Annotated in this window: 21 protein-coding genes; 10 read left to right on the plus strand and 11 right to left on the minus strand. The window is 73.7% G+C overall.

Translation table 11 applies throughout. From position 1 onward, the window contains the following. Positions 1-5 precede the first annotated feature (5 nt). From ACJ9NR_RS06335 to ACJ9NR_RS06360, 6 genes are all read right to left on the minus strand, one after another. Positions 6-3,002, minus strand: coding sequence for an AAA family ATPase (locus tag ACJ9NR_RS06335; protein WP_412489296.1), 2,997 nt, complete (start codon positions 3,000-3,002; stop codon positions 6-8). Continuing rightward, positions 3,002-4,162: an exonuclease SbcCD subunit D gene (locus tag ACJ9NR_RS06340; protein ID WP_412489295.1), complete on the minus strand. Its 1,161-nt coding sequence runs from the start codon at positions 4,160-4,162 to the stop codon at positions 3,002-3,004. The genes ACJ9NR_RS06335 and ACJ9NR_RS06340 overlap by 1 nt, the downstream gene beginning before the upstream one ends. Before the next feature lie 107 nt (positions 4,163-4,269). Continuing rightward, positions 4,270-4,896, minus strand: a complete 627-nt coding sequence (locus tag ACJ9NR_RS06345) for a YigZ family protein (RefSeq protein WP_412489294.1) — start codon at positions 4,894-4,896, stop codon at positions 4,270-4,272. 25 nt (positions 4,897-4,921) lie between these two features. Beyond that, positions 4,922-5,476 carry a SixA phosphatase family protein gene (locus ACJ9NR_RS06350; protein WP_412489293.1) on the minus strand — a complete coding sequence of 185 codons (555 nt, stop codon included), beginning with the start codon at positions 5,474-5,476 and terminating at the stop codon, positions 4,922-4,924. Further along, positions 5,473-6,234, minus strand: a complete 762-nt coding sequence (locus ACJ9NR_RS06355) for a hypothetical protein (protein ID WP_412489292.1) — start codon at positions 6,232-6,234, stop codon at positions 5,473-5,475. Before ACJ9NR_RS06355 ends, ACJ9NR_RS06350 begins: the two co-directional genes overlap by 4 nt. 78 nt (positions 6,235-6,312) lie before the next feature. Further along, a complete protein-coding gene (locus ACJ9NR_RS06360) occupies positions 6,313-6,645 on the minus strand; it encodes a DUF190 domain-containing protein (protein ID WP_412489291.1) in 333 nt (110 codons plus the stop codon). Positions 6,646-6,800: 155 nt separating this feature from the next. Between ACJ9NR_RS06360 and ACJ9NR_RS06365 the strand changes: the two genes are divergently transcribed. The 3 genes from ACJ9NR_RS06365 to ACJ9NR_RS06375 all read left to right on the plus strand — a co-directional run bounded on the left by ACJ9NR_RS06365 (position 6,801) and on the right by ACJ9NR_RS06375 (position 10,342). Beyond that, entirely contained in the window at positions 6,801-7,208 is a 408-nt protein-coding gene (locus ACJ9NR_RS06365) for a CoA-binding protein (RefSeq protein WP_412490503.1), read from the plus strand. Positions 7,209-7,379: 171 nt separating this feature from the next. Further along, positions 7,380-9,017 (plus strand): APC family permease, encoded by a 1,638-nt coding sequence (locus tag ACJ9NR_RS06370; protein WP_412489290.1) that lies wholly within the window; start codon positions 7,380-7,382, stop codon positions 9,015-9,017. A 104-nt stretch (positions 9,018-9,121) separates the two neighbouring features. Further along, a complete protein-coding gene (locus ACJ9NR_RS06375) occupies positions 9,122-10,342 on the plus strand; it encodes a 4-hydroxybenzoate 3-monooxygenase (RefSeq protein ID WP_412489289.1) in 1,221 nt (406 codons plus the stop codon). Positions 10,343-10,355: 13 nt separating this feature from the next. Here the strand turns inward: ACJ9NR_RS06375 and ACJ9NR_RS06380 are convergent, their stop codons facing one another. Beyond that, the gene (locus ACJ9NR_RS06380; RefSeq protein WP_412489288.1) at positions 10,356-10,715 is read right to left on the minus strand and encodes an ArsR/SmtB family transcription factor; all 360 of its coding nucleotides are present in this window, start codon (positions 10,713-10,715) and stop codon (positions 10,356-10,358) included. A gap of 61 nt (positions 10,716-10,776) precedes the next feature. Between ACJ9NR_RS06380 and ACJ9NR_RS06385 the strand changes: the two genes are divergently transcribed. Next, positions 10,777-11,916, plus strand: a complete 1,140-nt coding sequence (locus ACJ9NR_RS06385) for a cation diffusion facilitator family transporter (protein ID WP_412489287.1) — start codon at positions 10,777-10,779, stop codon at positions 11,914-11,916. Positions 11,917-12,008: 92 nt separating this feature from the next. Here the strand turns inward: ACJ9NR_RS06385 and ACJ9NR_RS06390 are convergent, their stop codons facing one another. Beyond that, on the minus strand, positions 12,009-12,563 hold the full coding sequence (locus ACJ9NR_RS06390) for a YbaK/EbsC family protein (RefSeq protein ID WP_412489286.1): 555 nt from the start codon (positions 12,561-12,563) through the stop codon (positions 12,009-12,011). 33 nt (positions 12,564-12,596) lie between these two features. Beyond that, complete coding sequence (locus ACJ9NR_RS06395) at positions 12,597-13,169, minus strand: helix-turn-helix domain-containing protein (RefSeq protein ID WP_412489285.1); 573 nt, start codon at positions 13,167-13,169, stop codon at positions 12,597-12,599. Between the two features lie 154 nt (positions 13,170-13,323). On the opposite strand from ACJ9NR_RS06395, the gene ACJ9NR_RS06400 reads away from it, so the two are divergent. Beyond that, complete coding sequence (locus ACJ9NR_RS06400) at positions 13,324-14,190, plus strand: EamA family transporter (protein ID WP_412489284.1); 867 nt, start codon at positions 13,324-13,326, stop codon at positions 14,188-14,190. A gap of 69 nt (positions 14,191-14,259) precedes the next feature. On the opposite strand, the gene ACJ9NR_RS06405 is transcribed toward ACJ9NR_RS06400, so the two are convergent. Continuing rightward, on the minus strand, positions 14,260-15,087 hold the full coding sequence (locus ACJ9NR_RS06405; RefSeq protein WP_412489283.1) for an acyltransferase: 828 nt from the start codon (positions 15,085-15,087) through the stop codon (positions 14,260-14,262). Positions 15,088-15,230: 143 nt separating this feature from the next. Between ACJ9NR_RS06405 and ACJ9NR_RS06410 the strand changes: the two genes are divergently transcribed. The 5 genes from ACJ9NR_RS06410 (at position 15,231) to ACJ9NR_RS06430 (ending at position 20,806) form a co-directional block, all read left to right on the plus strand. Then, positions 15,231-15,944 (plus strand): hypothetical protein, encoded by a 714-nt coding sequence (locus tag ACJ9NR_RS06410; protein WP_412489282.1) that lies wholly within the window; start codon positions 15,231-15,233, stop codon positions 15,942-15,944. Continuing rightward, on the plus strand, positions 15,941-16,387 hold the full coding sequence (locus ACJ9NR_RS06415; RefSeq protein WP_412489281.1) for an RDD family protein: 447 nt from the start codon (positions 15,941-15,943) through the stop codon (positions 16,385-16,387). Before ACJ9NR_RS06410 ends, ACJ9NR_RS06415 begins: the two co-directional genes overlap by 4 nt. Before the next feature lie 175 nt (positions 16,388-16,562). Then, complete coding sequence (locus ACJ9NR_RS06420; RefSeq protein ID WP_412489280.1) at positions 16,563-16,982, plus strand: DUF7144 family membrane protein; 420 nt, start codon at positions 16,563-16,565, stop codon at positions 16,980-16,982. A gap of 18 nt (positions 16,983-17,000) precedes the next feature. Continuing rightward, the gene (locus ACJ9NR_RS06425) at positions 17,001-17,969 is read left to right on the plus strand and encodes a polyphosphate kinase 2 family protein (RefSeq protein ID WP_412489279.1); all 969 of its coding nucleotides are present in this window, start codon (positions 17,001-17,003) and stop codon (positions 17,967-17,969) included. Beyond that, positions 17,966-20,806, plus strand: coding sequence for a cation-translocating P-type ATPase (locus tag ACJ9NR_RS06430; RefSeq protein WP_412489278.1), 2,841 nt, complete (start codon positions 17,966-17,968; stop codon positions 20,804-20,806). The genes ACJ9NR_RS06425 and ACJ9NR_RS06430 overlap by 4 nt, the downstream gene beginning before the upstream one ends. A gap of 290 nt (positions 20,807-21,096) precedes the next feature. Here ACJ9NR_RS06430 and ACJ9NR_RS06435 read toward each other — a convergent pair whose 3' ends face one another. Further along, on the minus strand, positions 21,097-22,413 hold the full coding sequence (locus ACJ9NR_RS06435) for a diacylglycerol/lipid kinase family protein (protein ID WP_412489277.1): 1,317 nt from the start codon (positions 22,411-22,413) through the stop codon (positions 21,097-21,099). Positions 22,414-22,537: the final 124 nt, after the last annotated feature.

A 22,537-nucleotide genomic window follows, 5' to 3' on the forward strand; every position in this document is an offset into this window, starting at 1 on the left:
CGGGCTCACCCGGCGCCCCGCTGCCGCAGCACGGAGCCCGATCTGCCCTTCACGACCTCGAGCTGCGCGTGGATACGGCGTCTGAGGTCCGCCACATGGCTGACGATCCCGACGCTGCGGTCCCGCTCGCGCAGCGAGTCGAGCACGTCCAGGACCTCGTCGAGCGTCTGGTCGTCGAGGCTGCCGAAGCCCTCGTCGATGAAGAGCGTGTCCAGGCGGACTCCGCCGGCCTCGTCGGTGACGACGTCCGCGAGACCGAGGGCGAGCGCGAGCGAGGCGAAGAACGTCTCACCGCCCGACAGCGTCGCCGTGTCCCGCTCCCGTCCTGTCCACGCGTCCACGACATGCAGCCCGAGGCCGCTGCGGCCGCGTCCGGCCCGGTCGTCGGAGTGGACGAGCGTGTACCGGCCGGACGACATCCGCTGCAGCCGCACGGTCGCCGCCGCGGCCACCTGTTCCAGGCGGGCCGCCAGCACGTACGACTCCAGGCGCATCTTCCGCTCGTTCTCCGCCGAGGTGCCCGCGGCCAGCGTGGCCAGCCGGGCCACCCGGTCGTACTCCTCACGCAGCGGCGCCAGGCGCCGTACGCCCGCGGCGGCCCGGGCGGAGAGCCGGTCGAGTTCGGCGCAGCGGCGGGCGGCCGCGTCGCGCGCGGAAGCGGCCTCGCGCAGCCGCCCGGCGGCGACGGCGGCGGCCCGTTCCGCCGAGGCGACGTCGGCGGACGGCTGCCGGGCGGCGGCCGCGGTGTCGGCCTCGGCGAGGACGGCACGCACGGCGGCCTCCTCGGACTGCCAGGCGTCCAGGCGGTGTTGCAGCTCCCGGTGGGCGGCGTCGTCGAGGAGCGCGGCGGCCGCGGCCTGCGGGGTCTCGAACCCGGCGCGGAAGGCGGCGTCGGCGAGCCGGGCGTCGGCGTCCTTCAGCCGCTGTGCGCTGTCCCCGGCGGCGCGCGCGGTGTCGGCGCCCTCGGTGAGCAGCGCGGCCCGCCGCTCCAGTTCCGCGGCCCGCGCGGCGACACTGGCGGCCCTGCCCCGCGCCTGCGCCAACTCCTCCTCCAGGCCCGCCCGTTCGCGGTCGAGCCGGTCACGGTGGCCCACCCGGGAGGCGGCTCTGACCGCCGCCTGCTGCCGCAGCGCGGTCCGCCGCTCGTGCTCCTGCTCCGCCTGCCGCAGCTCCTCCTGGGCCGCGTGCAGCGCACCGGCCCCGGACCGCGCCCGGCCGTACCGGCGCTCCAGCTCCTCGACCTCCTCGGCGAGCCGGTCCGTCGGGGTGTCGCCCGCCTCGGCGGTGGCGGCGGCCAGGGCCTCGCGCACCACGCCCAGCCGCCGTTCCTCCTCGGCGCGCTGTTCGTCCGCGCGCTGGTAGGCGGCGAGGGCGCGCTCCTCCGCCGCGCGGTCGACGTGCCCGGCGACCCTGCGCGCGGGGGCGGGGTGCTCGGTGGCGCCGCAGACGGCGCACGGCTCGCCGTCGGCGAGGTTCGCGGCCAGTTCGGCCGCGATGCCGGTCAGGCGCTGCTCCTTGAGGTCGAGCCAGTGGGCGCGGGCGCCGGTGGCCCGTTCGCGGGCGGCCCGCACGCGCGCGTGGGCGTCTTCGGTGTCGCGGGCGAGCTGGTCGCGCTGGCGGGCCGCGCCGAGCCGACGCTGCGCGGGTTCGCGTTGCACACCCAGCTGCTCGGCCCTGGTCGCCGCCTCCTGCGCGGACTCGACGCGGGCCCGCAGTCCGGCCCGGGTCGCCTCCCAGTCCCCGAGCCAGGCCTCGGCCTCCTGCAGCACGTCCTCGTCGGCGCGCTCCTGCCGCTCCAGGTCGGCGCGCTCCGCGAGGAGTTCGGACAGGCGCTGTTCCGCGCGGCGCGCGGACTCCAGGCCGCCCAGTTCCTCGGCGGTCCGGCGTGCCGCGGCCGCGAGCCCGGCGGCGCCCGCGTCCGCGTGGTCCTCGGGGAGCAGCGCACGCGCGCGTGCCTCGGCGGCGGCGGCCCGCCGGTGTTCGGCGTCCGCGGCCTCCCTCAGCTCCAGGGCGGGCGCCACCGCCTCGGCCTTGCGCGAGCGCTCCATGCGTGCCTGCGCGTCCCGGTGGGCCTCGGCCCGGTCCTCCAGCCGCTCCGCGCGCTCGCGTGCCTCCGCGAACCGTCGCTGCAGGCGGGCCACTTCGCGGACGTCGTCCAGCGCCCGCTCGGCCGCCGCCTGCGCGGACTCGGCGGCGGCGAGCCGGCAGTGGGCGATGGTCAGCTGTTCGCGGGCGGTGCTGCGGCCGACGGCCGCGGCGGCGATGACGGCCTCGGCCAGACCCGGCTCCCCCGGTGCCGGCTCCGGCAGTTCGAGGGCGCCGTCGGCCGCCTGCTGCATGCGGTGCGCGTCGGCGAGCAGCGCGGCGTCCCCCTCGCGGACCTCGGCCTCGGCGGTGCGCCGGCGCTCGGCCAGGCGCTTCTCGACCTCGGCGAAGCGGTGGGTGTCGAAGAGGCGGCCGAGCAGCTTGCCGCGCGACTCGGCGTCGGCGCGCAGGAACCGCGCGAAGTCGCCCTGGGGCAGCAGCACGACCTGGCAGAACTGCTCGCGGCTCATGCCCAGGAGCTGGGTGATCTCCTCGCCGATCTCCTGGTGCGAGCGGCTGAGGTCCTTCCAGGCGGCGGCCGTCGCGTCGTACTCGCGCAGCCGGCTCTGGGCCTTGTCGACCGTGGTCCCGGGACGCCCCTTCTTCTTCGCACGCTCCCAGGGCGGCTGCCGGGTGACCTCCAGGCGCCGCCCGGCGACGGTGAGTTCGAGGCTCACCCCGGTGCGCGTACCGGCCGGGGCGTGGTCGCTGCGCAGGGCCAGGCCCTGACCGCTCTGGCGGGCGCCGGGGACGGAGCCGTAGAGGGCGTAGCACACGGCGTCCAGGACGGACGTCTTGCCGGCGCCGGTCGGTCCGTGGAGCAGGAAGAGGCCGGCCGCCGACAGCGCGCCGAAGTCGACGGTCTGGGTGCCGCCGAACGGCCCGAAGGCCGTGATCTCCAGCCGGTGCAGCCTCATCACGCCACCTCCCGCACGGCGTCGTCCGCGCGCACCGCGTCGAACGCGTCGCGCAGCACGCCCTGTTCGCGCTCGTCGGGCCCGGCGCCGCGCACATGGGCGACGAAGTCCTCGGCGATCTCCTGGTCGCTGCGGCCCGCGAGCCGCCTGGCGTACGACACGTCGGGGTCGTCCGGGGCCCGCTCGGGGTCGAAGACGAGGCTCAGGGTGTGCGGGAAGCGCCGGGTGAGCCGGGCCATGGGGTCGGCCGGGCGGACCGGGTCGGTGAGCGTGGCCTCGACCCACGCCTCCTCGTGCCGGGTCAGCCCCGGATCGGCGAGCAGGTCGTCCAGCGTCCCGCGGAGGCGGGCCAGCGCGCGTGGCACCGGGCAGTCGACGCGTTCGGCGCGGACGGAGCCGTCCGCCGCGAGATCGACGAGCCACATGGTCTTGCGGTGGCCGGTCTCCGAGAAGGAGTACGGCAGCGGGGAGCCGGAGTAGCGCACGCGGTCGTTGATGGTCTGGCAGCCGTGCAGGTGGCCGAGTGCCGCGTAGTCCACCCCGTCGAAGACTCCGGCGGGGACGGAGTCGACCCCGCCGACGGTGATGTCCCGTTCGCTCTCGCTCGTCTCGCCGCCGGTGACGAAGGCGTGCGCGAGGACGACGGAGCGGGTGCCGGGCGGCCGGGCGGCGAGGTCGGCGCGGACCCGGTCCATGGCGGCGGCGAGCACCGCCTCGTGTCCCGCCTTCGGCACCCCGAACGTGTCCTTCACGAGGGCCGGTTCGAGGTACGGCAGTCCGTAGAAGGCCACGTCGCCGTGGGCGTCGGACAGCACCACCGGCGTCCCGCACGCCGACGGATCGGTGCGCAGATGGATGCCCGCGCGTCCGATGAGGCCGGCGCCGACGCCGAGCCGGCGGGCGGAGTCGTGGTTCCCGGAGATCATCACCGTCGGCACGCCCAGGCCGGCGAGGCGGTGCAGCGCGTCGTCGTACAGCTCGACCGCGGCGAGCGGCGGGACCGCCCGGTCGTACACGTCCCCCGACACGACCACCGCGTCCACGCCGCGCTCGCGCACGGTCGCGACCAGGTGGCCGATGAATCCGGCCTGGGCGTCGAGCATGTTCACCCGGTGGAACGCCCGGCCCAGATGCCAGTCGGACGTGTGCAGCAGCCTCATGATCCCCGACCCTAACGGCCGGGTCCGACAGCACGGGCGGTTACTCCCGTATCGGCCCGTCATGAGCCCTCTCATACCGGACCGTTACGCCCGATTCGCACGGAACGTCACACATCTCCGTAGGCTTCACCGCCGAGTTCGAACGCGGCCGTACCGGCGGTCGCGTCCGCGAGCCAGGACCGGAAGGTGTCCACGTCCGCGTCCGGCAGGGCGATCTCGAGGGTGACGGCCTCCCCGTAGCGCACCTCGCGCACCTCGCGCCCGGTGGAGCGCAGGTCGTTCTCCACCTTGCCCGCGCGCTGGTGGTCGACCGTCACCGTGGCCAGCCGGAAGCGGCGGCGGGTGAGCGTGCCGACCGCGTCCAGGGCCTCGCCGACCGCGCCGCCGTAGGCCCGGATGAGCCCGCCCGCGCCGAGCTTGACCCCGCCGTAGTAGCGGGTGACGACGGCGACGACGTACCGCATGTCGCGGCGCAGCAGCATCTGGAGCATGGGGACGCCCGCTGTGCCGCCCGGTTCGCCGTCGTCGCTCGCCTTCTGCACCGAGGCGTCGGCGCCGATGACGTAGGCCCAGCAGTTGTGGGTGGCGTCCGCGTGCTCCTTGCGCACGCCCGCGATGAAGTCCTGGGCCTCCCGCTCGGTGGCCGCCGGTGCCAGGGCGCACAGGAAGCGGGAGCGGTTGACCTCGGTCTCGTGCACGCCCGCGTGGGCGACCGTGCGGTACTCGTCCTGCATCCGGCCAGCCTATGCGCCGCCCGCGCTACGTCCCGCCGCCGCCCTTCCTGCCCCGCGGTACGAGCGTGCCCGTCAGGAGCGCGGTGCCCGGGAGCAGGGCGCCCCAGGCGGGCCCGTGCCAGGCCAGTACCGCGATCGCCGAGGTCGGGAACTTCGTGCGCACCCGCTGCAGCGCGTCGTCGAGGTCGTCCCCGGCCAGGGCGAGGACCAGTTCCTCGAGGCCGGGGTTGTGCCCGACCAGGAGCAGCGTCTCGACCTCGGCGGACACCTCGTGCACCACGCTCAGCACCTCCCTCGCGCCGGCGCCGTACAGCCGCGGGTCGTGGCGCACCGGGGGCGGACTGCCCCACTGGGCCGAGGCCAGCTCCCAGGTCTGGTGGGCCCGTACGGCGGTGGAGCACAGCGCGAGGTCCGGCAGGCAGTCGGCTTCGGCCAGGGCCCGTCCGGCGGCGGGCGCGTCCCGCAGGCCACGCCGTGCGAGCGGCCGCTCGTGGTCGGCGACGCCCTCCGGCCAGGCCGACTTGGCGTGCCGCAGCACCACCAGGCGGCGCAGCGGGCCCGGCGCGGTGCGCGCGCTCACGCCGGTGATCCGAGGTCGCGGGTGAGGTCGAGACCGAGCAGCCGGTCGGCGTGGGCGTACGTCTCGAAACGGGCGCCGTCGGGCAGTTCGGGCGCCGTCTCGACCCAGGCCAGCACCCGCAGCACCGCGGGCACGTCCAGGTCGTCCTCCCAGGCGCCGCGCAGGCGCGTGCGCGCCTCGTCGGGGATCGGCCGCGACGGGCGGCGCGCCCAGTCGGCGACCGCACGGCGCCAGCGCAGCAGCGTCGTACGGGCCTCCGAGAGGGTGGCCGTGTCGAGTGTCACCGGCTCGTCCCGGCGCCGGGCGAGCAGGGCCAGGCGCAGGACCGCGGGGTCGGTGCCGTCGGGGACGCCGGTTCCGGGGCGCACGGCGGCGACGGCGACCAGGACGCCCCCGGGCGGGGCGTCCCCCTCCGGCACGACGTTCAGGACCTGCGCCTCGCCCAGCCCGGGGCCGACGTCCCGCCGGTCCTCGAAGGGCCGGATGCCGAGCGACTCCGCCCCGGCCCGCAGCTCGGCGTGCTCGCGCGCGGCGTTCAGCACCCCCCACACCGGGGTGCCGCCGAGTTCCAGGGCACGCACGAGGACGTCGGCGACCAGCAGGGTCCGCAGGGATCCGGTTCCGGAACCGGGGGCATGGGCCTCGACCCGGGTCAGCCCCCGGCGGACCGGGGCGGCGTCGACAAGATCGCCGGTTCGGGCGTCGGTGATGCGCAGCACGGAGCGAGCGTAGGCGTGCGGGCGCCCGTGCGCAGGCATCCGGACCGAAATCAGGACATGGTGGCGGGATTCAACAACGGAATGTACCAACGGCACGCGGCGAGGAGTGCGCGGCTGTCACCCACACGCGCGGGGCGCGCGCACCCGCACCCGGTCGAGCACCGCGACCGCCGACGTCTCCCCCAGGACGTCCGCCGCGCGGGAGAGGAAGTCCCGCAGGCGGGGCTCGTCGTCGACGATGACCACGGCGCACGGCCCCTTCGGCCCGTGGGCGGGCCGCCGGGGGTCGCCGGCGCCGAAGCCGGTGACCCCGCGGAAGACGCTCGCCCCGGCGAGGCCCGCGCGGTGCGCCCGGTGGACGAGCTCGGCGTAGGCGGGCCGGTGGTGCCAGACGACGGCCGCGTCGAGGTGGATGGTCAGACGTGCCGCGGGCAGGTCGTGGGCGGGCATCGGGCACCCCCTTGCGGTGCGGGCTGTCCAGAAGGTACTGCGCCGCCGGCCTCGCGAACAGCCGCCGGCGGCGCGCCGGAGCGGGGGAATCATCGCGTGCCGCGGGCCGTTCACCGAAGACGGCAGCAGGTCCACGAGGCGCTGGGAGGCCCATGGTGTACGGCGACGAGGCAACGATCCGCAAGATCCTCACCGAGTCCGGCGACACCTGGGCCGTGGTGGGCCTGTCGTCGAACCAGCGGCGCGCCGCGTACGGCGTCGCACGGGTGCTGCAGCGCTTCGGCAAGCGGGTCGTGCCCGTCCACCCCAAGGCGGAGACGGTGCACGGCGAGCAGGGGTACGCCTGTCTCGCCGACGTCCCCTTCGACGTGGACGTCGTCGACGTCTTCGTCAACAGCGACCTGGCCGGACCGGTCGCCGACGAGGCCGTCGCGAAGGGCGCCAGGGCCGTCTGGTTCCAGCTCGGCGTGATCGACGAGGCGGCCTACGCCCGCACCCGCGCGGCGGGCCTGGACATGGTGATGGACCGCTGCCCCGCGATCGAGATACCGCTCATGCGCTGAGCGGGCCGGGCGGGGTGGTGCGTACAGATCCCCTGAAAGTCTGTTCAGGAACGTCCCCGGTACTGGTCAAAACTTCACAACGGGTCTTCTGTCCGGCCGCCACTGATTCCTAATCTGCGACGTCGCACTCACTGAAAGCACTTATTCAGAATGTGAGAGGTCGCTGAAAACATGGTGAGCATCGAGCAGACCTCCGTAAAGGAGGCCAGGGGTCCCAGCGGCCTCAGGCGAGACGTCGGACTGATCGGCCTGATGTGGGCCTCGGTCGGTTCGATCATCGGTTCCGGCTGGCTCTACGGCGCGGAGAAGGCGGTCGTGGCCGCCGGTCCCGCGGCGATCATCTCGTGGGTGATCGGCGCGGTGGCCATCGTCCTGCTGGCCCTCGTGCACGCCGAACTCGGCGGCATGTTCCCGGTCGCGGGCGGCACGGCCCGCTATCCGCACTACGCCTTCGGCGGCCTGGCCGGCCTGTCGTTCGGCTGGTTCTCCTGGCTCCAGGCGGCCACCGTCGCGCCGATCGAGGTCGAGGCGATGATCGGCTACGCCGGTCACTGGAGCTGGGCCCAGGGCCTGCAGCACCCGGACCAGACGCTGACCGCCTCGGGTCTGGTCACCGCCGTCGTCCTCATGGCCGTCTTCGTCGCGGTCAACTTCTTCGGCGTCCGCGCCCTGGCGCACACCAACAGCGCCGCCACCTGGTGGAAGGTCGCCGTGCCGCTGGGCGCGATCTTCGTCATCGCCGTCGGGAACTTCCACCCGGCCAACTTCAGCTCCGAGGGCTTCGCCCCGTTCGGCGCCAAGGGTGTGCTCAGCGCGATCAGCGAGAGCGGCATCATCTTCGCCCTGCTGGGCTTCGAACAGGCCATCCAGCTCGCGGGCGAGAGCCGCAACCCCAAGCGGGACCTGCCCCGGGCGACCCTCGGTTCGGTCGCGATCGGCGCGGTCATCTACGTCGCGCTCCAGGTCGTCTTCATCGCCGCGCTGCCGCACAGCACCTTCGCCAAGGGCTGGGCGCACCTCGACTACCCGGGCATCAGCGGCCCCTGGGCGGGCCTGGCGACCGTGGTGGGCCTGGGCTGGCTCGCCTTCATCCTGTACGCGGACGCCGTGATCTCCCCCGGCGGCACCGGCCTGATCTACACCACGGCCACCTCCCGTGTCTCCTACGGCCTGGCCAAGAACGGCTACGCGCCGAAGATCTTCGCGCGCACCGACCGCCGCGGTGTGCCCTGGTTCGGCCTGATCATCTCCTTCGTGACGGGCGTGGTCTGCTTCCTGCCCTTCCCGAGCTGGCAGCAACTGGTCGGCTTCATCACCTCGGCGAGCGTCCTGATGTACGCGGGCGCCCCGCTGGCGTACGGCGTCTTCGACCGGCACCTGCCCCACCACGAGCGCCCGTACCGGCTGCCCGCAGGCAACGTGGTCGCGCCGGTGTCCTTCGTGGTGGCCAACCTCATCATCTACTGGTCGGGCTGGGACGTGCTGTGGCGGCTCGGCGTCGCGGTCGTCCTCGGCTATCTGCTCCTCGGCGGCTACGCCTGGTGGGCCAACGCCACGCACCGGCCCGACGCGCCCCGCATGGACTTCAGGGCCGCCCAGTGGCTGCCGGCCTACCTGCTGGGCATGGGCGTCATCTCCGCGCAGGGCCAGTTCGGCGGGGCCGGGCACATCGCCCTGTGGTGGGACATCCTCGTCGTCGCCGCCTTCTCGCTGGCCGTCTACTACTGGGCCCGGGCGACCGCGTCGCGGCCCGAGGAGATCGAGCGCAGCATCGAGGAGGTCGTGGTCACGGACGCGCCCGCGCACTGACCCGGCGTCCCCGGACGCGCCCGCACGCCGACCGTCCTGACGTGCACGGCCCGTCGGCCGCGGCCCCCCGGCCACGGTTGACGGGCCACCGTCATAATGCTCGGATGACCTCGACCTCCTTCCAGCCCGACTCCCCTTCCGCGCAGCGCTTTCCGGTGGTGATCGTGGGGGCGGGACCCGCCGGGCTCACCATCGCGAACATCCTGCGGGCCGCCTCCGTCGACTGCCTGGTCCTGGAGCTCGAGACGCGCGAGTTCATCGAGCGCCGGCCCAGGGCCGGCGTCATCGAGGAGTGGGCCGTGCGCGGACTCAGGGAGCGCGGGCTGGCGGACAACCTGCTGGAGCGGGCGGAACTGCACACCCAGTGCGAGTTCCGGGTCGGCGGCAGGCGGCACCGCTTCTCCTACACCGAGTTGACGGGGCATCACCACTACGTCTATCCGCAGCCGTTGCTGGTGACGGATCTGGTGCGCGCGTACGCGGACGTGCGCGGCGGGGCCGTACGGTTCGGCGTGCGGGACGTCCGGCTGCACGACCTGGACTCGGACCGGCCGGCGGTGTCGTACAGCGATCCGGGGACCGGCCGGCGGGAGCTGGTGCGCTGCGAGTTCGTGATCGGCTGCGACGGCGCCCGCGGCGTGACGCGGACCGCGCTGCCGCCGCACGCCCGGATCAGCCGGCAGGACTACGGCGTCGGCTGGCTGGCGCTGCTCGCCGAGACGCCGCCGTCCAGCGACTGCGTGGTCTTCGGCATCCATCCGCGCGGTTTCGCCGGGCACATGCCGCGCAGCGCCGAGGTCACCCGTTACTACCTGCAGTGCCCGCCCGGCGACGACCCGGAGAGCTGGTCGCACGACCGGGTCTGGGCCGAGTTGCGCGAGCGGCTCGGCACGGACGACCGGCCGCCGCTCACGGAGGGGCGGCTGATCGAGAAGCGCGTCCTCGACATGCACAACTACGTCGTCGAACCCATGGCGTTCGGGCGGCTCTTCCTCGCCGGGGACGCCGCCCATCTCACCGCTCCCATCGCCGCGAAGGGCATGAACCTCGCCCTGCACGACGCCTTCCTGCTCGGCGACGGCCTCGTCGCCCGTCTGACCAGGGGCGAGAGCGCCGGTCTGGAGGGCTATTCGGCGGCCTGCCTGGACCGCGTGTGGGACTACCAGGAGTTCTCGCAGTGGCTGTCGGAGGTGTACCACGGCGCGTCGTCGGGCGACGCGTACCGCGCGGGGACCGCGCTGGCCCGGCTGCGGCGCCTGTTCTCGTCGCCCGCGGCGGCGGCCTCGTTCGCGGAGCAGTACCTCGGCAAGAGCTCCGCGTCCTGACCGCTCCGGGGGCTCAGTCGTGCGGCGGGCGGTCGCTGAGCCGGTGGTCGGCCACCTTCAGCGCCTCGTCCACCAGGCGCCGCAGGTGCCCGTCACGCAGTGCGTAGACGACCCTGCGCCCTTCCTTGCGGGTGCTCACCAGGCCCGCGAGCCGCAGCCGTGCCAGGTGCTGGCTGACCGCGGGCCGGGCCGCCCCGCAGCTCTCCGTCAGTGTCGTCACATCGGCCTCTGCCGTGGTCAGAGCGTGCAGCAGGGCGAGCCGGGTGCGGTCGCCGAGCAGGGCGAGTAGTTCGGCGGCGAGGGCGAACTGTTCCTCGCCCGGGGTACGCGGGTGCGCATCGTGCGCAGGTGACAGGTGCATGCGTGCGCTCATACGCACATAATGGCCTCGTGGGCCCGACCCGTCCACTCCCGCGCACCGTAAGGGGACGCACGTGAGCGACCGGCACCACCACGACCACCCGCACCGCCACGACCACGGACACCCCGTGGAGCCACACCGGCACACCCACGGACACCCCGTGGACCCGCACCGGCACACCCACGGCTCCCGGGGTCTGCGGCACCGCCTCGGCCATCTCCTCACCCCGCACTCCCACGAGAGCGCGGACAAGCTGGACTCCGCCCTGGAGTCCTCCGCCCGCGGGATGCGGGCGCTGTGGGTGTCCCTCGCCGTCCTCGGCGGGACGGCGCTGGCCCAGGCCGGGGTGGTCGCCGTGTCCGGTTCGGTGGCGCTGCTCGGCGACACCGTGCACAACGCCGCCGACGCGCTGACCGCGGTGCCGCTGGGCATCGCCTTCGTGCTGGGGCGGCGGGCGGCCACGCGGCGGTTCACCTACGGCTACGGGCGGGCGGAGGACCTCGCGGGGATCGCGATCGTGCTGACGATCGCCGCGTCGGCCGCGTTCGCGGCCTGGGCGGCGGTGGAGCGGCTGCTCGGCCCGCGGCCCGTGGCGCACGTACCGGCCGTGGCACTGGCCGCCCTGACCGGGTTCGCCGGCAACGAGTGGGTGGCGCGGTACCGGATCCGGGTGGGCCGCGAGATCGGTTCTGCCGCGCTGGTCGCCGACGGACTGCACGCCCGCACCGACGGATTCGCCTCGCTCGCCGTGCTGCTGGGGGCCGGCGGTTCCGCACTGGGCTGGCGACTCGCCGACCCGCTCGTGGGGCTGGCGATCACCGCGGCGATCGCGCTGGTGCTGCGGGACGCGGCGCGCGAGGTGTTCCGGCGGGTGATGGACGCCGTCGACCCGGCCCTGGTGGACCGGGCCGAGCGGGCGCTGCGCGCGGTGCCGGGCGTGCGCGAGGTCGGCGAGCTGCGGCTGCGCTGGATCGGGCACCGGCTGCGCGCGGAGGTCGCGGTGGTGGTCGACGGCGACGCGACCGTACGGGCCGCGCACACGATCGCCGTCGACGCCGAACACGCCCTGCTGCACGCGGTACCGAAACTCACGGCGGCCCTGGTCCACGCCGACCCGGCACCGGCGCCGGGCCAGGACGATCCGCACCTGGCGCTGGCCCACCACCTGAGGGGCGAAGGCCCGCCACGGCTCAGCGCCACGCCGCGGATCTGACGCCGGCCCCCGGCGACCGAACATCTGGTGACCGTACGCCGGTGCTGACCCCGCGAGGTCGTTCACGCGAGGTCAGCACACCTGGACCACTCCTAGACCCCCAGCCCCTCCAGCACCACCGCACCCGGCAGGTCCGCGAACGCCTTGCCCGGGACCAGGAGTTTGCCGCGGCGGCGGCCGCTGCCGACCAGGACGTAGGGGAGGTCGACCACGGCCGGGTCGACCAGGACCGGCCAGTCGGACGGCAGGCCGATCGGGGTGATGCCGCCGTACTCCATGCCGGTCTCCCCCGTCGCCGTGTCCATGGACGCGAACGAGGCCTTGCGTACGCCGAGTTGGCGGCGGACGACGCCGTTGACGTCGACGCGGGTGGTGGACAGCACGATGCACGCGGCCAGGGTCGTCGTGCCGCCCCGCTTGCCGGCCACCACCACGCAGTTCGCCGACTGCTCGAGCAGTTCCCGCCCGTAGTGCTCGACGAAGACGGCGGTGTCGGCCCACTGCGGGTCGGTGTCGACGTAGACGATCCGGTCGGCCGAGACGCTGCCGGTCCAGTTGCGAACGGCCTCGGCGACGGGGGCGGTCAGTTCGCCGACGGCGTCGGGGGCGGGGACGGCGATGTCGAAGTGTCCGATGGGTGCGCGCATGGCCGCACGGTAACAGCAGGGCCGCGGGCCGCCTCAGCGCACCGGCGGAACGGACACCGCCATGACCATCTCCATCGGTGCGTCGCCCTCGTTGCCGTAGGTGTGCGGGGTGTCGGCCTCGAAGGAGGCGCTCGCCCCGGCCGGAACGCGGTGCTTCGCGCCATCGACGGTGAGCGTCAGCTCCCCCGCGAGGACGTGCACGAGCTCGACCGTGCCGGCGGGGTGCGGGTCGGACGGGCTGCTGTCGCCGGGCATGAGCCGCCAGTCCCACATCTCCAGCGGGCCGGGGGCCTCGGCGCCGGCGAGCAGCCGGTTGTAGCTGCCCGCCTCGGTGCTCCACAGCCGTACGGCCTGCTCGGCGGGGACGATGCGGACCTGGGGGCCCTGTTCGTAGTCGAGCAGCGTGGTGATGCTGACGCCGAGCGCGTCGCCGATCTTGACGACCGTGCCGATGCTCGGGTTGGTGCGGGCCTGCTCGATCTGGATGAGCATGCCGCGGCTGACCCCGGCGCGGGCGGCGAGCGCGTCCAGGGTGAAGCCGCGGTCGTTGCGCCAGCGCTTGACGTTGCGCGCCAGGGACTGGGTGAGCAGATCGAGGTCCGACACGTTCCGTCCGATGTCCTTGCGTAGGGGGCGAGCGGGTGGAGCGGGGTGGAGCGAGGTCCGACGAGAGGCCAATATTTTAGATGACTGAGTGCATTCCACTGGACTACGCTGTGATGCACCCGATCGTTCACCGAACTGTACTGCGAGGCCCCCCGTGACAGCACTCTTCGCCCTCGCCACCAGCCTGCTCTGGGGACTGGCCGACTTCGGCGGCGGACTGCTGACCCGGCGCAGTCCGGCCCTCACCGTGGTCGTCGTCTCGCAGACCATCGCGGCGGCGGTGCTCGGCGCGGTCGTGGTGGCCACCGGCGGCTGGAGCGAGGCGGGGCCGCGGCTGTGGTTCGCGTTCGCCGCCGGACTGGTGGGGCCGGTGGCGATGATCGCCTTCTACCGGGCGCTCGCGCTGGGCCCGATGGGCGTGGTCTCGCCGCTCGCCACGCTGAGCGTGGCCGTTCCGGTGAGCGTGGGCCTCTTCCTCGGCGAGCGGCCCGGTCCGACGCAGGTCACCGGGATCGCCGTCGCCGTCACCGGCGTGGTGCTCGCGGGCGGTCCGCGGCTCGGCGGCGCCTGCGTACAGCGGCGGACCATCCTCCTGACGCTCGTCGCGGCGCTCGGCTTCGGCACCGTGTTCGCTCTGATCGCGGAGGCCTCCACGACCGTCACCGGTCTGTTCCTGGCGCTCTTCGTGCAGCGTGTGACGAACGTGGCCGCGGGCGGCATCGCCCTGTTCGCCTCCGTCAGGCGGGGCACCGAGGCCCTTCCCGAGGGCGGCTTCCCCTGGGCCTCGCTGCCCGCCCTGGCCTTCGTCGGCCTCGCGGACGTCGCGGCGAACGGCACCTACTCGGTCGCCGCCCGGCACGGCCCCGTCATGGTCGCGGCCGTGCTCGCCTCGTTCTACCCGGTGGTGACGGCTCTCGCCGCCCGCGGCTTCCTCAGGGAACGCCTCCTCGGCGTCCAGGCGGCGGGCGCGGGCCTGGCCCTGGTGGGCACGGTGCTGCTGGCGACGGGCCAGGTGTATTGACCCGTGAGGTCCCGTGCCTCCGGCATGATCCGGCAGCCGGCCCCGGGCGGCCCTGGCCCGGTCTTCGAGCTAGGGCTCGTCCCGTCCGGCCAGTCCCGCCGCCGCCTCCTCATCCAGTTCCGCCAGTCCCGACACCGTCTCCTCGTCCAGTTCCGCCAGTCCGGACACCGTCTCCTCGTCCAACTCCGAGAGGGCCAGGAGCTGTTCGGGGGTGACGCCGTCCGGTATCGGCACCGGCGCCGGCGTCCTGAGCGGCGGCTGCCAGCCCTCGGCGGCGGTCCAGCGGCGGACGACGCGGGCCGGTGCGCCGGCCACCACGGCGTGGTCGGGAACGACGCCCCGGACCACCGCGCCGGCGGCCACCACCACGTTCCGCCCGACCCGCGCGCCCGGCAGGATCACCGCGCCGGTGCCGATCCAGCAGCCGGGCCCGATCTCCACCGGCTCCATCCGGGGCCACTGTTTGCCGATGGGCTGGTGCGGATCGTCGTAGGAGTGGTTGGTGGACGTCACGTAGACGTACGGCCCGAAGTAGCAGTCGCTGCCGATGGTGACCGACGTGTCGGCGATGACATGGCTGCCGCGGCCGAGCACGACGCCGTCCCCGATGCGCAGGATCGGCTCGGTGCCGAGGTCGAGGTCGGGCATGAGGCCGGCGGTCAGGGTGACCTGTTCGGCGACGATGCAGTGGGACCCGATGTGGATCCAGGGTTCGCCGAAGACCGTGCCGAGCGGGAAGGCCAGCCGGGTGTGGGCACCCAGCGCGCCGAAGCGGAAGCGTCCCGGACGCTCCGCGGTGACCGAGCCGGTGCGCTGCACCCAGGCCCAGCCCGCGTGGACGGCGCGCTGCGTGAGGCTCCGCCGCCAGGATGAGAACGTGTTCTTGCGCTTCGGCACCCGCTCACCGTACTCAGCACGGGCCGGGCCGATGAGGCCCGCACCCTGTGATCTTCACCCCACCGCGGGGCACGCGCCGGCCGGTGCGAGGATCACCCGTGGCGGATGAGGCGGCCGCGGCGGAACCGTGGTGCGGTGCAGAGGTGACCAGGACCGGCCTCGTGAACCCCTTCGGCCTCGCCGGACGGGTGACACGGTACGCACTGGGGACCGCGGGCCGGCTCGCCGACGGGCTGGTCGCCACGGTCACGGCGGGCGTTCTGGACCGGCTGGTTCCCGCGGTGACCGCCGCCGTCCTGGACCGGCTCGATCTGGACGGCGTGGCCGCCCGCCTCGACGTCAACCGGATCGCCGACCGGGTGGACGTGATGCGCGTGGCCCGCCGGGTGGACGTCGACGACATCGCCGACCAGGTCGACGTGGACCGGGTGGCGGCCCGGGTGGACGTGGACGCGGTCGCCGCCCGTGTCGACGTCGACCGGGTCGCGGAACGCGTCGACCTCGAACGGATCGTGTCGCGTATAGACATCGAACGGATCGTCTCGCGTATCGACCTCGACCGGATCGCGGCGCGCGTCGACGTCGACCGGATCGCCGCCCGGCTGGACGTCGACGCCGTGATCGACAGGGTCGACCTGGCCGCGCTCACCAAGGCCGTGCTGGAGGAGATCGACCTGGGCCGGATCGTCCGCGACACCAGTGGCGGGATGGCCGAGGAGACGGTCGACGCGCTGCGGCTGCGGAGCATGCGGGCCGACCGGATGGTCAACCGCGTCGCCGACCGGCTGCTGCGCAGACCCGGCGGCACGCCGGGACGCGTCGGCGGGCTCGCGCCACCGCACGGGCAGACGCCGTGACCCGTCCGGACCCGGCACCGGCCCAGGACACCACGGCGGGGGTCGTGTCGCGGTGCCTCGCGGCCGTGGCCGACGCCCTCGTGGTGGCCGTCATCGGGCTGGCCGTGGAACTCGCGTTCGCCGGGCTGCGGCTCGTCGTCACCGGGCCGCCGTTCCACCTGCCCGACCTCTCCCTCTGGCTGACCGGGGCGCTCGGCTGGGCCATCGCCGTGCTCTACCTCACCATGAGCTGGGCCACGACCGGCGGCACCCTCGGCAACTGGCTGCTGGGACTGCGCGTCACCCGCCGCACCGGACGGCTGCTCGGCATTCCCCGCGCCCTGCTGCGGGCCGTTCTGTGCATCGCCCTTCCCGTGGGCCTGTTCTGGATCCCCTTCAGCCGGCGCCACGCCTCGCTCCAGGACATCGCCGTGGCCAGCGCCGTGCACTACCACCGCTTCTGAGGCACCGCTGACGCGCCGCCGGCGCCTGCCGCCGGGGGGCCTCTCGAAGCGTGCGTGCGCCTTTCCCACGCCCGCCGCGTCCTCACCCTTCCGAGGTGACCCCTGGACGGCCCCGCCGGAGTAGGAGTGAAGAAGGCGCCGCCATCGGCGGCCGACCGGGAACGGAGGTCCTGCCATGACCACCACCACGCAGCACCGGCGCTCGGAAGGGACCCTCGCGGTCGCGGGCGGGCTGACGGCGTTCGCCGCAGTGATGCTCGTCATGAGCGGCATGCTCGACATCTTCCGCGGCATCATGGCGATCGCGGACGACGCGATCTACCTCAGCACCCCCAACTACGTCTTCAAGTTCGACCTGACGAGCTGGGGCTGGATCCACCTGGCCCTCGGGCTCCTCGCCATGGCCGTGGGCATCGGCCTGGTCATGGGGGCGACCTGGGCGCGGGCCGTGGGGGTGGGCGTCGCGGGGCTGCTGATCATCGCCAACTTCCTCGACATCCCGTACGCCCCGTTCTGGTCCGTCACCCTGATCGCGCTGTACGCATTCATCATCTGGGCCCTGTGCGTGGTGCGGCCGGACTCCGAGACCTACTGACGAGCGGAGACCGTACTCATGACGGACGAACGAGCCGAACGGATCGCCGAGTTCATCGCACCGCTGCGGGTGAAGCCGGGATCGAAGGTGGACCTGTCCACCGACTTCGACCCCGGCGACACGAGCGGCATCGGAAAGAAGAAGAAGGGGCAGGAGCTGCTGGAGACCGGTGTCACGATGCTGGCCGACTACCAGCGGCGGCTGGCGGCCGAGGGCAGGTACGGCGTACTGCTGTGTCTGCAGGCCCTGGACGCCGGCGGCAAGGACGGCACGATCCGGCACGTGATGACCGGGGTGAACCCGCAGGGCGTCCACGTGTCGAACTTCAAGGTGCCCTCCAGCGAGGAACTCGACCACGACTTCCTGTGGCGCTACGCCTGCCGGCTGCCCCGGCGCGGGGAGATCGGCATCTTCAACCGCTCGCACTACGAGGAGGTACTGGTGGTGCGGGTGCACTCCGAACTCCTCGACCGCCAGCGGCTTCCCGACGAGGCGAAGCGCAAGGGCGTGTGGCGGCGGCGCTACCGCGAGATCAACGACTGGGAGCGCTATCTGCACGACAACGGCTTCCGGGTGGTGAAGCTCTTCCTGAACCTCTCCAAGGAGGAACAGCGCACCCGCTTCCTCAAGCGCATCGACGTACCGGAGCGCAACTGGAAGTTCTCCGCGGCCGACGTGCACGAACGCGCCTGGTGGGACGACTACCAGCGGGCCTTCTCCCGCATGCTGTCCGCGACCAGCACCAGCTGGGCCCCGTGGTACGTCGTGCCCGCGGACCACAAGTGGTACGCCCGGATCTGCGCCGCCGCGGTGCTCGCCCACACCCTGATCGACATCGACCCGCAGTACCCGGAGGTCGGCGAGAAGGCCCGGCACGAGCTGGGCCTGGTGAAGGAGGACCTGGAGGCGGAGGCCCCGGCCGGTGCGCCGGCCGATCCGTACGCCGCGTCGGTCACGGCCCACAAGAAGCGGAGGCAGGCACGATGACCTCCCCGGTGGAGAGAGAACAGGGCCGCGCGACGGCGGCCGAACCCTGGTACGCGCAGCCGCCCCAGGCGGTGGCGGACGCCCTCGGTGTGGACCCCGCCGTCGGTCTCAGCGGCGCGCGGGCGGCCGAACGGCTCGGCCGGGACGGCCCGAACGCCCTGCCCGAGGAGCGGCCGCGGCCGGGCTGGCGCCGGATGCTCGACCAGTACCGCAGCTACATGCAGCTGATCCTGGTCGCCTCGGCGATCGTGTCGCTGGCCATCCAGGAGTGGGGCACCGCGGTGCTGCTGCTGGCACTGACCGTGGTCAACGCGGTCATCGGCATGCGTCAGGAGGGCAAGGCGGAGAGCGCCATGAACGCCCTCAAGTCGATGATGAAGGCCACCGCGCGAGTGCGGCGGGACGGCACGGAGACCGAGATACCGGCGGAGGAGGTCGTCGTCGGGGACGTCGTGCTGATCGCCGCCGGGGACGACGTGCCCGCCGACGGCCGTCTCGTCACCGCGAGCGCCCTGCAGATCGACGAGTCCGCGCTGACCGGCGAGAGCACGCCGGCCGCCAAGGACACCGGGATCGTGCGGGGCGAGAACCCGAGCCCCGGGGACCGGACCAACACGGCGTTCATGAACACGCCCGTCACGCACGGCAGCGGCGTCATGCTCGTCACCGAGACGGGCTCCGCCACCGAGCTGGGCAAGATCTCCGGGATGCTCTCGGCCACCCGCCGTGAGCAGTCGCCGCTGACCAAGGAGCTCGACCGGCTGACCCTGTGGATCGCGAGCGCGGCCGGGCTGACCATGATCGTGATGTTCGTGCTGGGACGCTCCCGCGGCGACGCCTGGGACGCGCTGTTCGTCGCCGCCGTGTCGCTGGCGATCGCGGCCATCCCCGAGGCGCTGCCCACGGTGACCCAGACCATCCTGTCGCTGGGCAGCCTGGACCTGGCCCAGCAGCACGCGATCGTGAAGGACCTGCCGTCGGTGGAGACCCTCGGCTTCACCTCCGCCATCAACACCGACAAGACCGGCACCCTGACGCTGAACCAGATGACGGCGGTGGAGGTGGTGGACGCCTTCGACCGCTACACCGTCTCGGGCACCGGATACGAGCTTCAGGGCCGTATCCACCATGCCGTCGGCCGCTCCTCCGACCTCGAGGGCGCGATCCTGCCCTATCTGGTGGCGAGCGACGCCAAGCTCGTGGACGGCAAGGTGGTGGGCGACCCGACCGAGGGCGCCCTGCTGGTGCTCGGTCACAAGGCCGGTCTCGACGCCGACGCCACCCGGGAGAGGTTCCCGCGTCTGGCCACCCTGCCCTTCGACCCCTCGTACAAGCTGATGGCCACCTTCCACCAGGCCACCGACGCCCGGGGCCGGCCGGTGGTCCGGTGCTTCGTGAAGGGAGCGGCGCCCGCGGTGATGCGGCGGGCGGTGACGGCGCTGTCCGACGGCGCGAGCATCCCCTGGGACGCCGAGCTCGACAAGCGGGCGCACGAGGAGATGGAGCGGATGGAGCGGGCGGGCCGGCGGGTGATGGCCGCCGCCACCCGCGACATCGACGCGGCCGACTTCGCGGCCGACGGCGACCTGCTCGCGCAGGTCACCCGGCTGCAGGTGACCAGCCTGGTCGGGATGGAGGACCCGCCGCGCGAGGAGTCCAGGAAGGCGGTGGAGGGAGCGCGGGCGGCCAACATCCGGGTGCGGATGGTGACCGGCGACGACGTCGTCACCGGCGCGGCCATCGCCGAGCAGGTCGGCATCGAGGGCGAGGCCGTCCTCGGCTCCGACTTCGCCGCCCTCGACGAGTCGGAACGGCTGGCGCGCATCGACGACATCGGCGTGATCGGCCGGGTGGCCCCCGAGCACAAGGTGCTGCTCGCCGACACCCTCAAGAAGAAGGGCGACGTGGTGGCCATGACCGGGGACGGCGTCAACGACGCCCCCGCGATCAAGGCGGCGGACATCGGGATCGCCATGGGCTCCGGCACCGAGGTGGCCAAGAACGCCGGACGGCTGATCCTGTCCGACGACAACTTCGCCACGATCGTCTTCGCGGTCGAGCAGGGCCGCAAGATCTACGACAACCTCACCAAGTACATCCGCTTCGTGCTGGTCCTGCTGGTGGTGTTCGTGCTGACCTTCCTCGGCGCGACCCTGTTCAACATCGCGAACGGGGAGCCGTTCACGCCGGCCCAGGTGCTGTGGATCCACTTCTTCGTCAACGGGGCCTTCGGCTTCGCGCTGGGCTTCGACCGGGTCAGTCCGGGGCTGATGGAACGCAAACCGCGGCCGCGCGGCGAGCCGGTGATGACGAAGCGTCTGATGGTGACGGTCGGGCTCGCCGGGCTGGCGATCACCATCGGGCTGCTGTCGCTGATCAAGCTGGGCGAGGCACGCTTCGACAGCACCGCGATCGGCAACTCCATCGCCTTCACCTCGTTCGCGTTCTGCCTGATCGTGGCCGGCGTGGAGTGCCGCAGCGAGACGGAGACCGCGCTCACGGTGGACACCTTCGACAGCAGGCAGATGAACCGGGCGATGTTCGGCGAGTTCGTGCTCGCCGTCCTGGCGACCCAGACGGACGTCTTCAACCGGCTGCTCGACACCACCCCGCTCACCATCGGGCAGTTCGGCTGGGCGCTGCTGCCGGCGCTGGCACTGCTGGGACTGTGGGAACTCGGCAAGACCGTCGCCCGCGGCCGCACGAGTCCTTCCTCCCGTCCGTCCCAGCGCGCCGGAGCGCAGGACGCCGGAGTCCAGGACACCGGAGCGCAGGACGCCGATGGAGCCCGGGCGTCGATAAGGCCCGGGCGTCGACTGTCGCCAGGGCATCGATAGGGCGCAGGCGCCGGTCCGCCCGGGCGCCGGCGGTCGGTCCGCCCGGGCGTCGGCCCTCAGCGGCGCGGCCCCGGGCGGCCGGGCCGAGCGGTGCCGCCCCCGGACGGACGGACCAAGCACTGCCACCCCCGCACGGCAGGCCAAGCACTGCCACCCCCGTACGGACGGACCAAGCGATGCCACCCCCGCACGGACGGACCAAGCGATGCCACCCCCGCACGGACGGACCAAGCGATGCCACCCCCGCACGGACGGACCAAGCGATGCCACCCCCGCACGGGCCGGGTCTCTCAGCGGCGCGGCCCGCGCACGGCCGGGAGGCTCATCCGGGCCAGGCGGTGCCATTCGAGCCGGGGTCGCGCCGCGCGCGTGCCCGGCCGGTGCCTCGGCACCAGCACCCGCAGCGCGCGCGGCCGGACCACGCACCGCACGGGCACGGGCAGGGTCAGCGCCTCGCCGTCGACACCGGCCGGGATGAAGGGCCGGTCCGCGTCCACGACCACCTCGGCGGCCGTCGCCCGCGTCAGCCCGGCGGCGCGGTGCCCGCGCAGCAGACCGGCGGCCTGGGCGGCGTTGTTCACGTCCACGCCGACGGCGCCCAGCAGCCCGCCGTCCATGCGCGCCCGGCGGCCGAGGCCGGCGATGTCGCCGGTGCCGTAGGGGTTGTTGCTGACCAGCAGGGCCTGCGGCGAGTCGAAGAGGGTCTCGCCCGCGCGGGCCGTCAGCGTGGCCCCCTTGTGGCCCAGGAGCAGGTCGGGCAGGAGTTCGAGCGTGGTGCGGGTCTTGCCGTCGCGGTACGCCGGGCTCTGCACGACCTCGGCGTAGGCGCCGAAGGACACGTTGTTGACGAAGGGGCGCACACCCGCCCGGCCGAGGTCGACCCGCACCTCCACGCCGTCGCGCAGGGCGTCCAGGGCCTTCGAGGGGTCGTCACGGTCCAGGCCGAGGTCGAGCGCGAAGTGGTTGCGGGTTCCCGCGGGGATCACCAGGAACGGGAGGCCGAGTGCCGCGGCGACGTCGGCGACCAGCGCCTGGGTGCCGTCCCCGCCCGCGACACCCAGCAGGTCGGCGCCCTCGGCCGCGGCCTTGCGGGCGAGCTCCGAGACGTCGGTCTCCCCCGGGCCTTCCAGGAGCAGCACCTGGGCCCCCAGCGACTCCGCCTTCTGCCGCAGCCCGAACCGCTCGACCTTGCCGCCACCGGAGCGCGGATTCATGATCAGCACGGCGCGCTTCACCGGCGGCGCCGGCCCCTCGGCCGGTGCGACGGGCCTGCCGGACCGCACCAGGGCTTCCCGGCCGGCCGTGACCGCGAGCAGCCACAGGGCCCAGGCCACGGCCACCACCCAGAACAGCTGGGCGCCCGCGTAGGACACCAGCATCCAGACCGGTGCGGCGAGGGCCAGCAGCGCGGCCAGCAGGCGGGACGGGCCCCGACGGGTCACGATCCACCACAGGGCCGCGACGGTCACCACCGTGCCGACCAGTCCGACCGCCAGCAGAGCGAAGGTCTTCAGCCCCGCGAACACGGCGAGGACGAGCACCGACGCCACGGCCGCCGCCAGTGACGCCCGTGCCAGCCAACGCTGTCGCGGCGTCGTGGGTTCCATGGCACCACGGTCCACCGCCGGCCCCCGCCGGGCATCACCCGCGGCAGGTGACCCGCACGGGCTCGTCTCCCGGCCGACGGGGGCGTCCGCCACGGCGGGTGACGCGCGGCCCCGGCACGCAGCC

It is taken from the genome of Streptomyces sediminimaris, assembly GCF_047049295.1.
GTDB classification, from domain to species: domain Bacteria; phylum Actinomycetota; class Actinomycetes; order Streptomycetales; family Streptomycetaceae; genus Streptomyces; species Streptomyces sediminimaris.

What these genes read in the sequence shown, in the direction of transcription:
- ACJ9NR_RS06335 (WP_412489296.1), bottom strand. Translation starts at nt 3,002, where the DNA reads ATGAGGCTGCACCGGCTGGAGATCACGGCCTTCGGGCCGTTCGGCGGC.
- ACJ9NR_RS06340 (WP_412489295.1), bottom strand. Translation starts at nt 4,162, where the DNA reads ATGAGGCTGCTGCACACGTCCGACTGGCATCTGGGCCGGGCGTTCCAC.
- ACJ9NR_RS06345 (WP_412489294.1), bottom strand. Translation starts at nt 4,896, where the DNA reads ATGCAGGACGAGTACCGCACGGTCGCCCACGCGGGCGTGCACGAGACC.
- ACJ9NR_RS06355 (WP_412489292.1), bottom strand. Translation starts at nt 6,234, where the DNA reads ATGCCTGCGCACGGGCGCCCGCACGCCTACGCTCGCTCCGTGCTGCGC.
- ACJ9NR_RS06360 (WP_412489291.1), bottom strand. Translation starts at nt 6,645, where the DNA reads ATGCCCGCCCACGACCTGCCCGCGGCACGTCTGACCATCCACCTCGAC.
- ACJ9NR_RS06370 (WP_412489290.1), top strand. Translation starts at nt 7,380, where the DNA reads ATGGTGAGCATCGAGCAGACCTCCGTAAAGGAGGCCAGGGGTCCCAGC.
- ACJ9NR_RS06375 (WP_412489289.1), top strand. Translation starts at nt 9,122, where the DNA reads ATGACCTCGACCTCCTTCCAGCCCGACTCCCCTTCCGCGCAGCGCTTT.
- ACJ9NR_RS06380 (WP_412489288.1), bottom strand. Translation starts at nt 10,715, where the DNA reads ATGAGCGCACGCATGCACCTGTCACCTGCGCACGATGCGCACCCGCGT.
- ACJ9NR_RS06390 (WP_412489286.1), bottom strand. Translation starts at nt 12,563, where the DNA reads ATGCGCGCACCCATCGGACACTTCGACATCGCCGTCCCCGCCCCCGAC.
- ACJ9NR_RS06420 (WP_412489280.1), top strand. Translation starts at nt 16,563, where the DNA reads ATGACCACCACCACGCAGCACCGGCGCTCGGAAGGGACCCTCGCGGTC.
- ACJ9NR_RS06425 (WP_412489279.1), top strand. Translation starts at nt 17,001, where the DNA reads ATGACGGACGAACGAGCCGAACGGATCGCCGAGTTCATCGCACCGCTG.
- ACJ9NR_RS06430 (WP_412489278.1), top strand. Translation starts at nt 17,966, where the DNA reads ATGACCTCCCCGGTGGAGAGAGAACAGGGCCGCGCGACGGCGGCCGAA.
- ACJ9NR_RS06435 (WP_412489277.1), bottom strand. Translation starts at nt 22,413, where the DNA reads ATGGAACCCACGACGCCGCGACAGCGTTGGCTGGCACGGGCGTCACTG.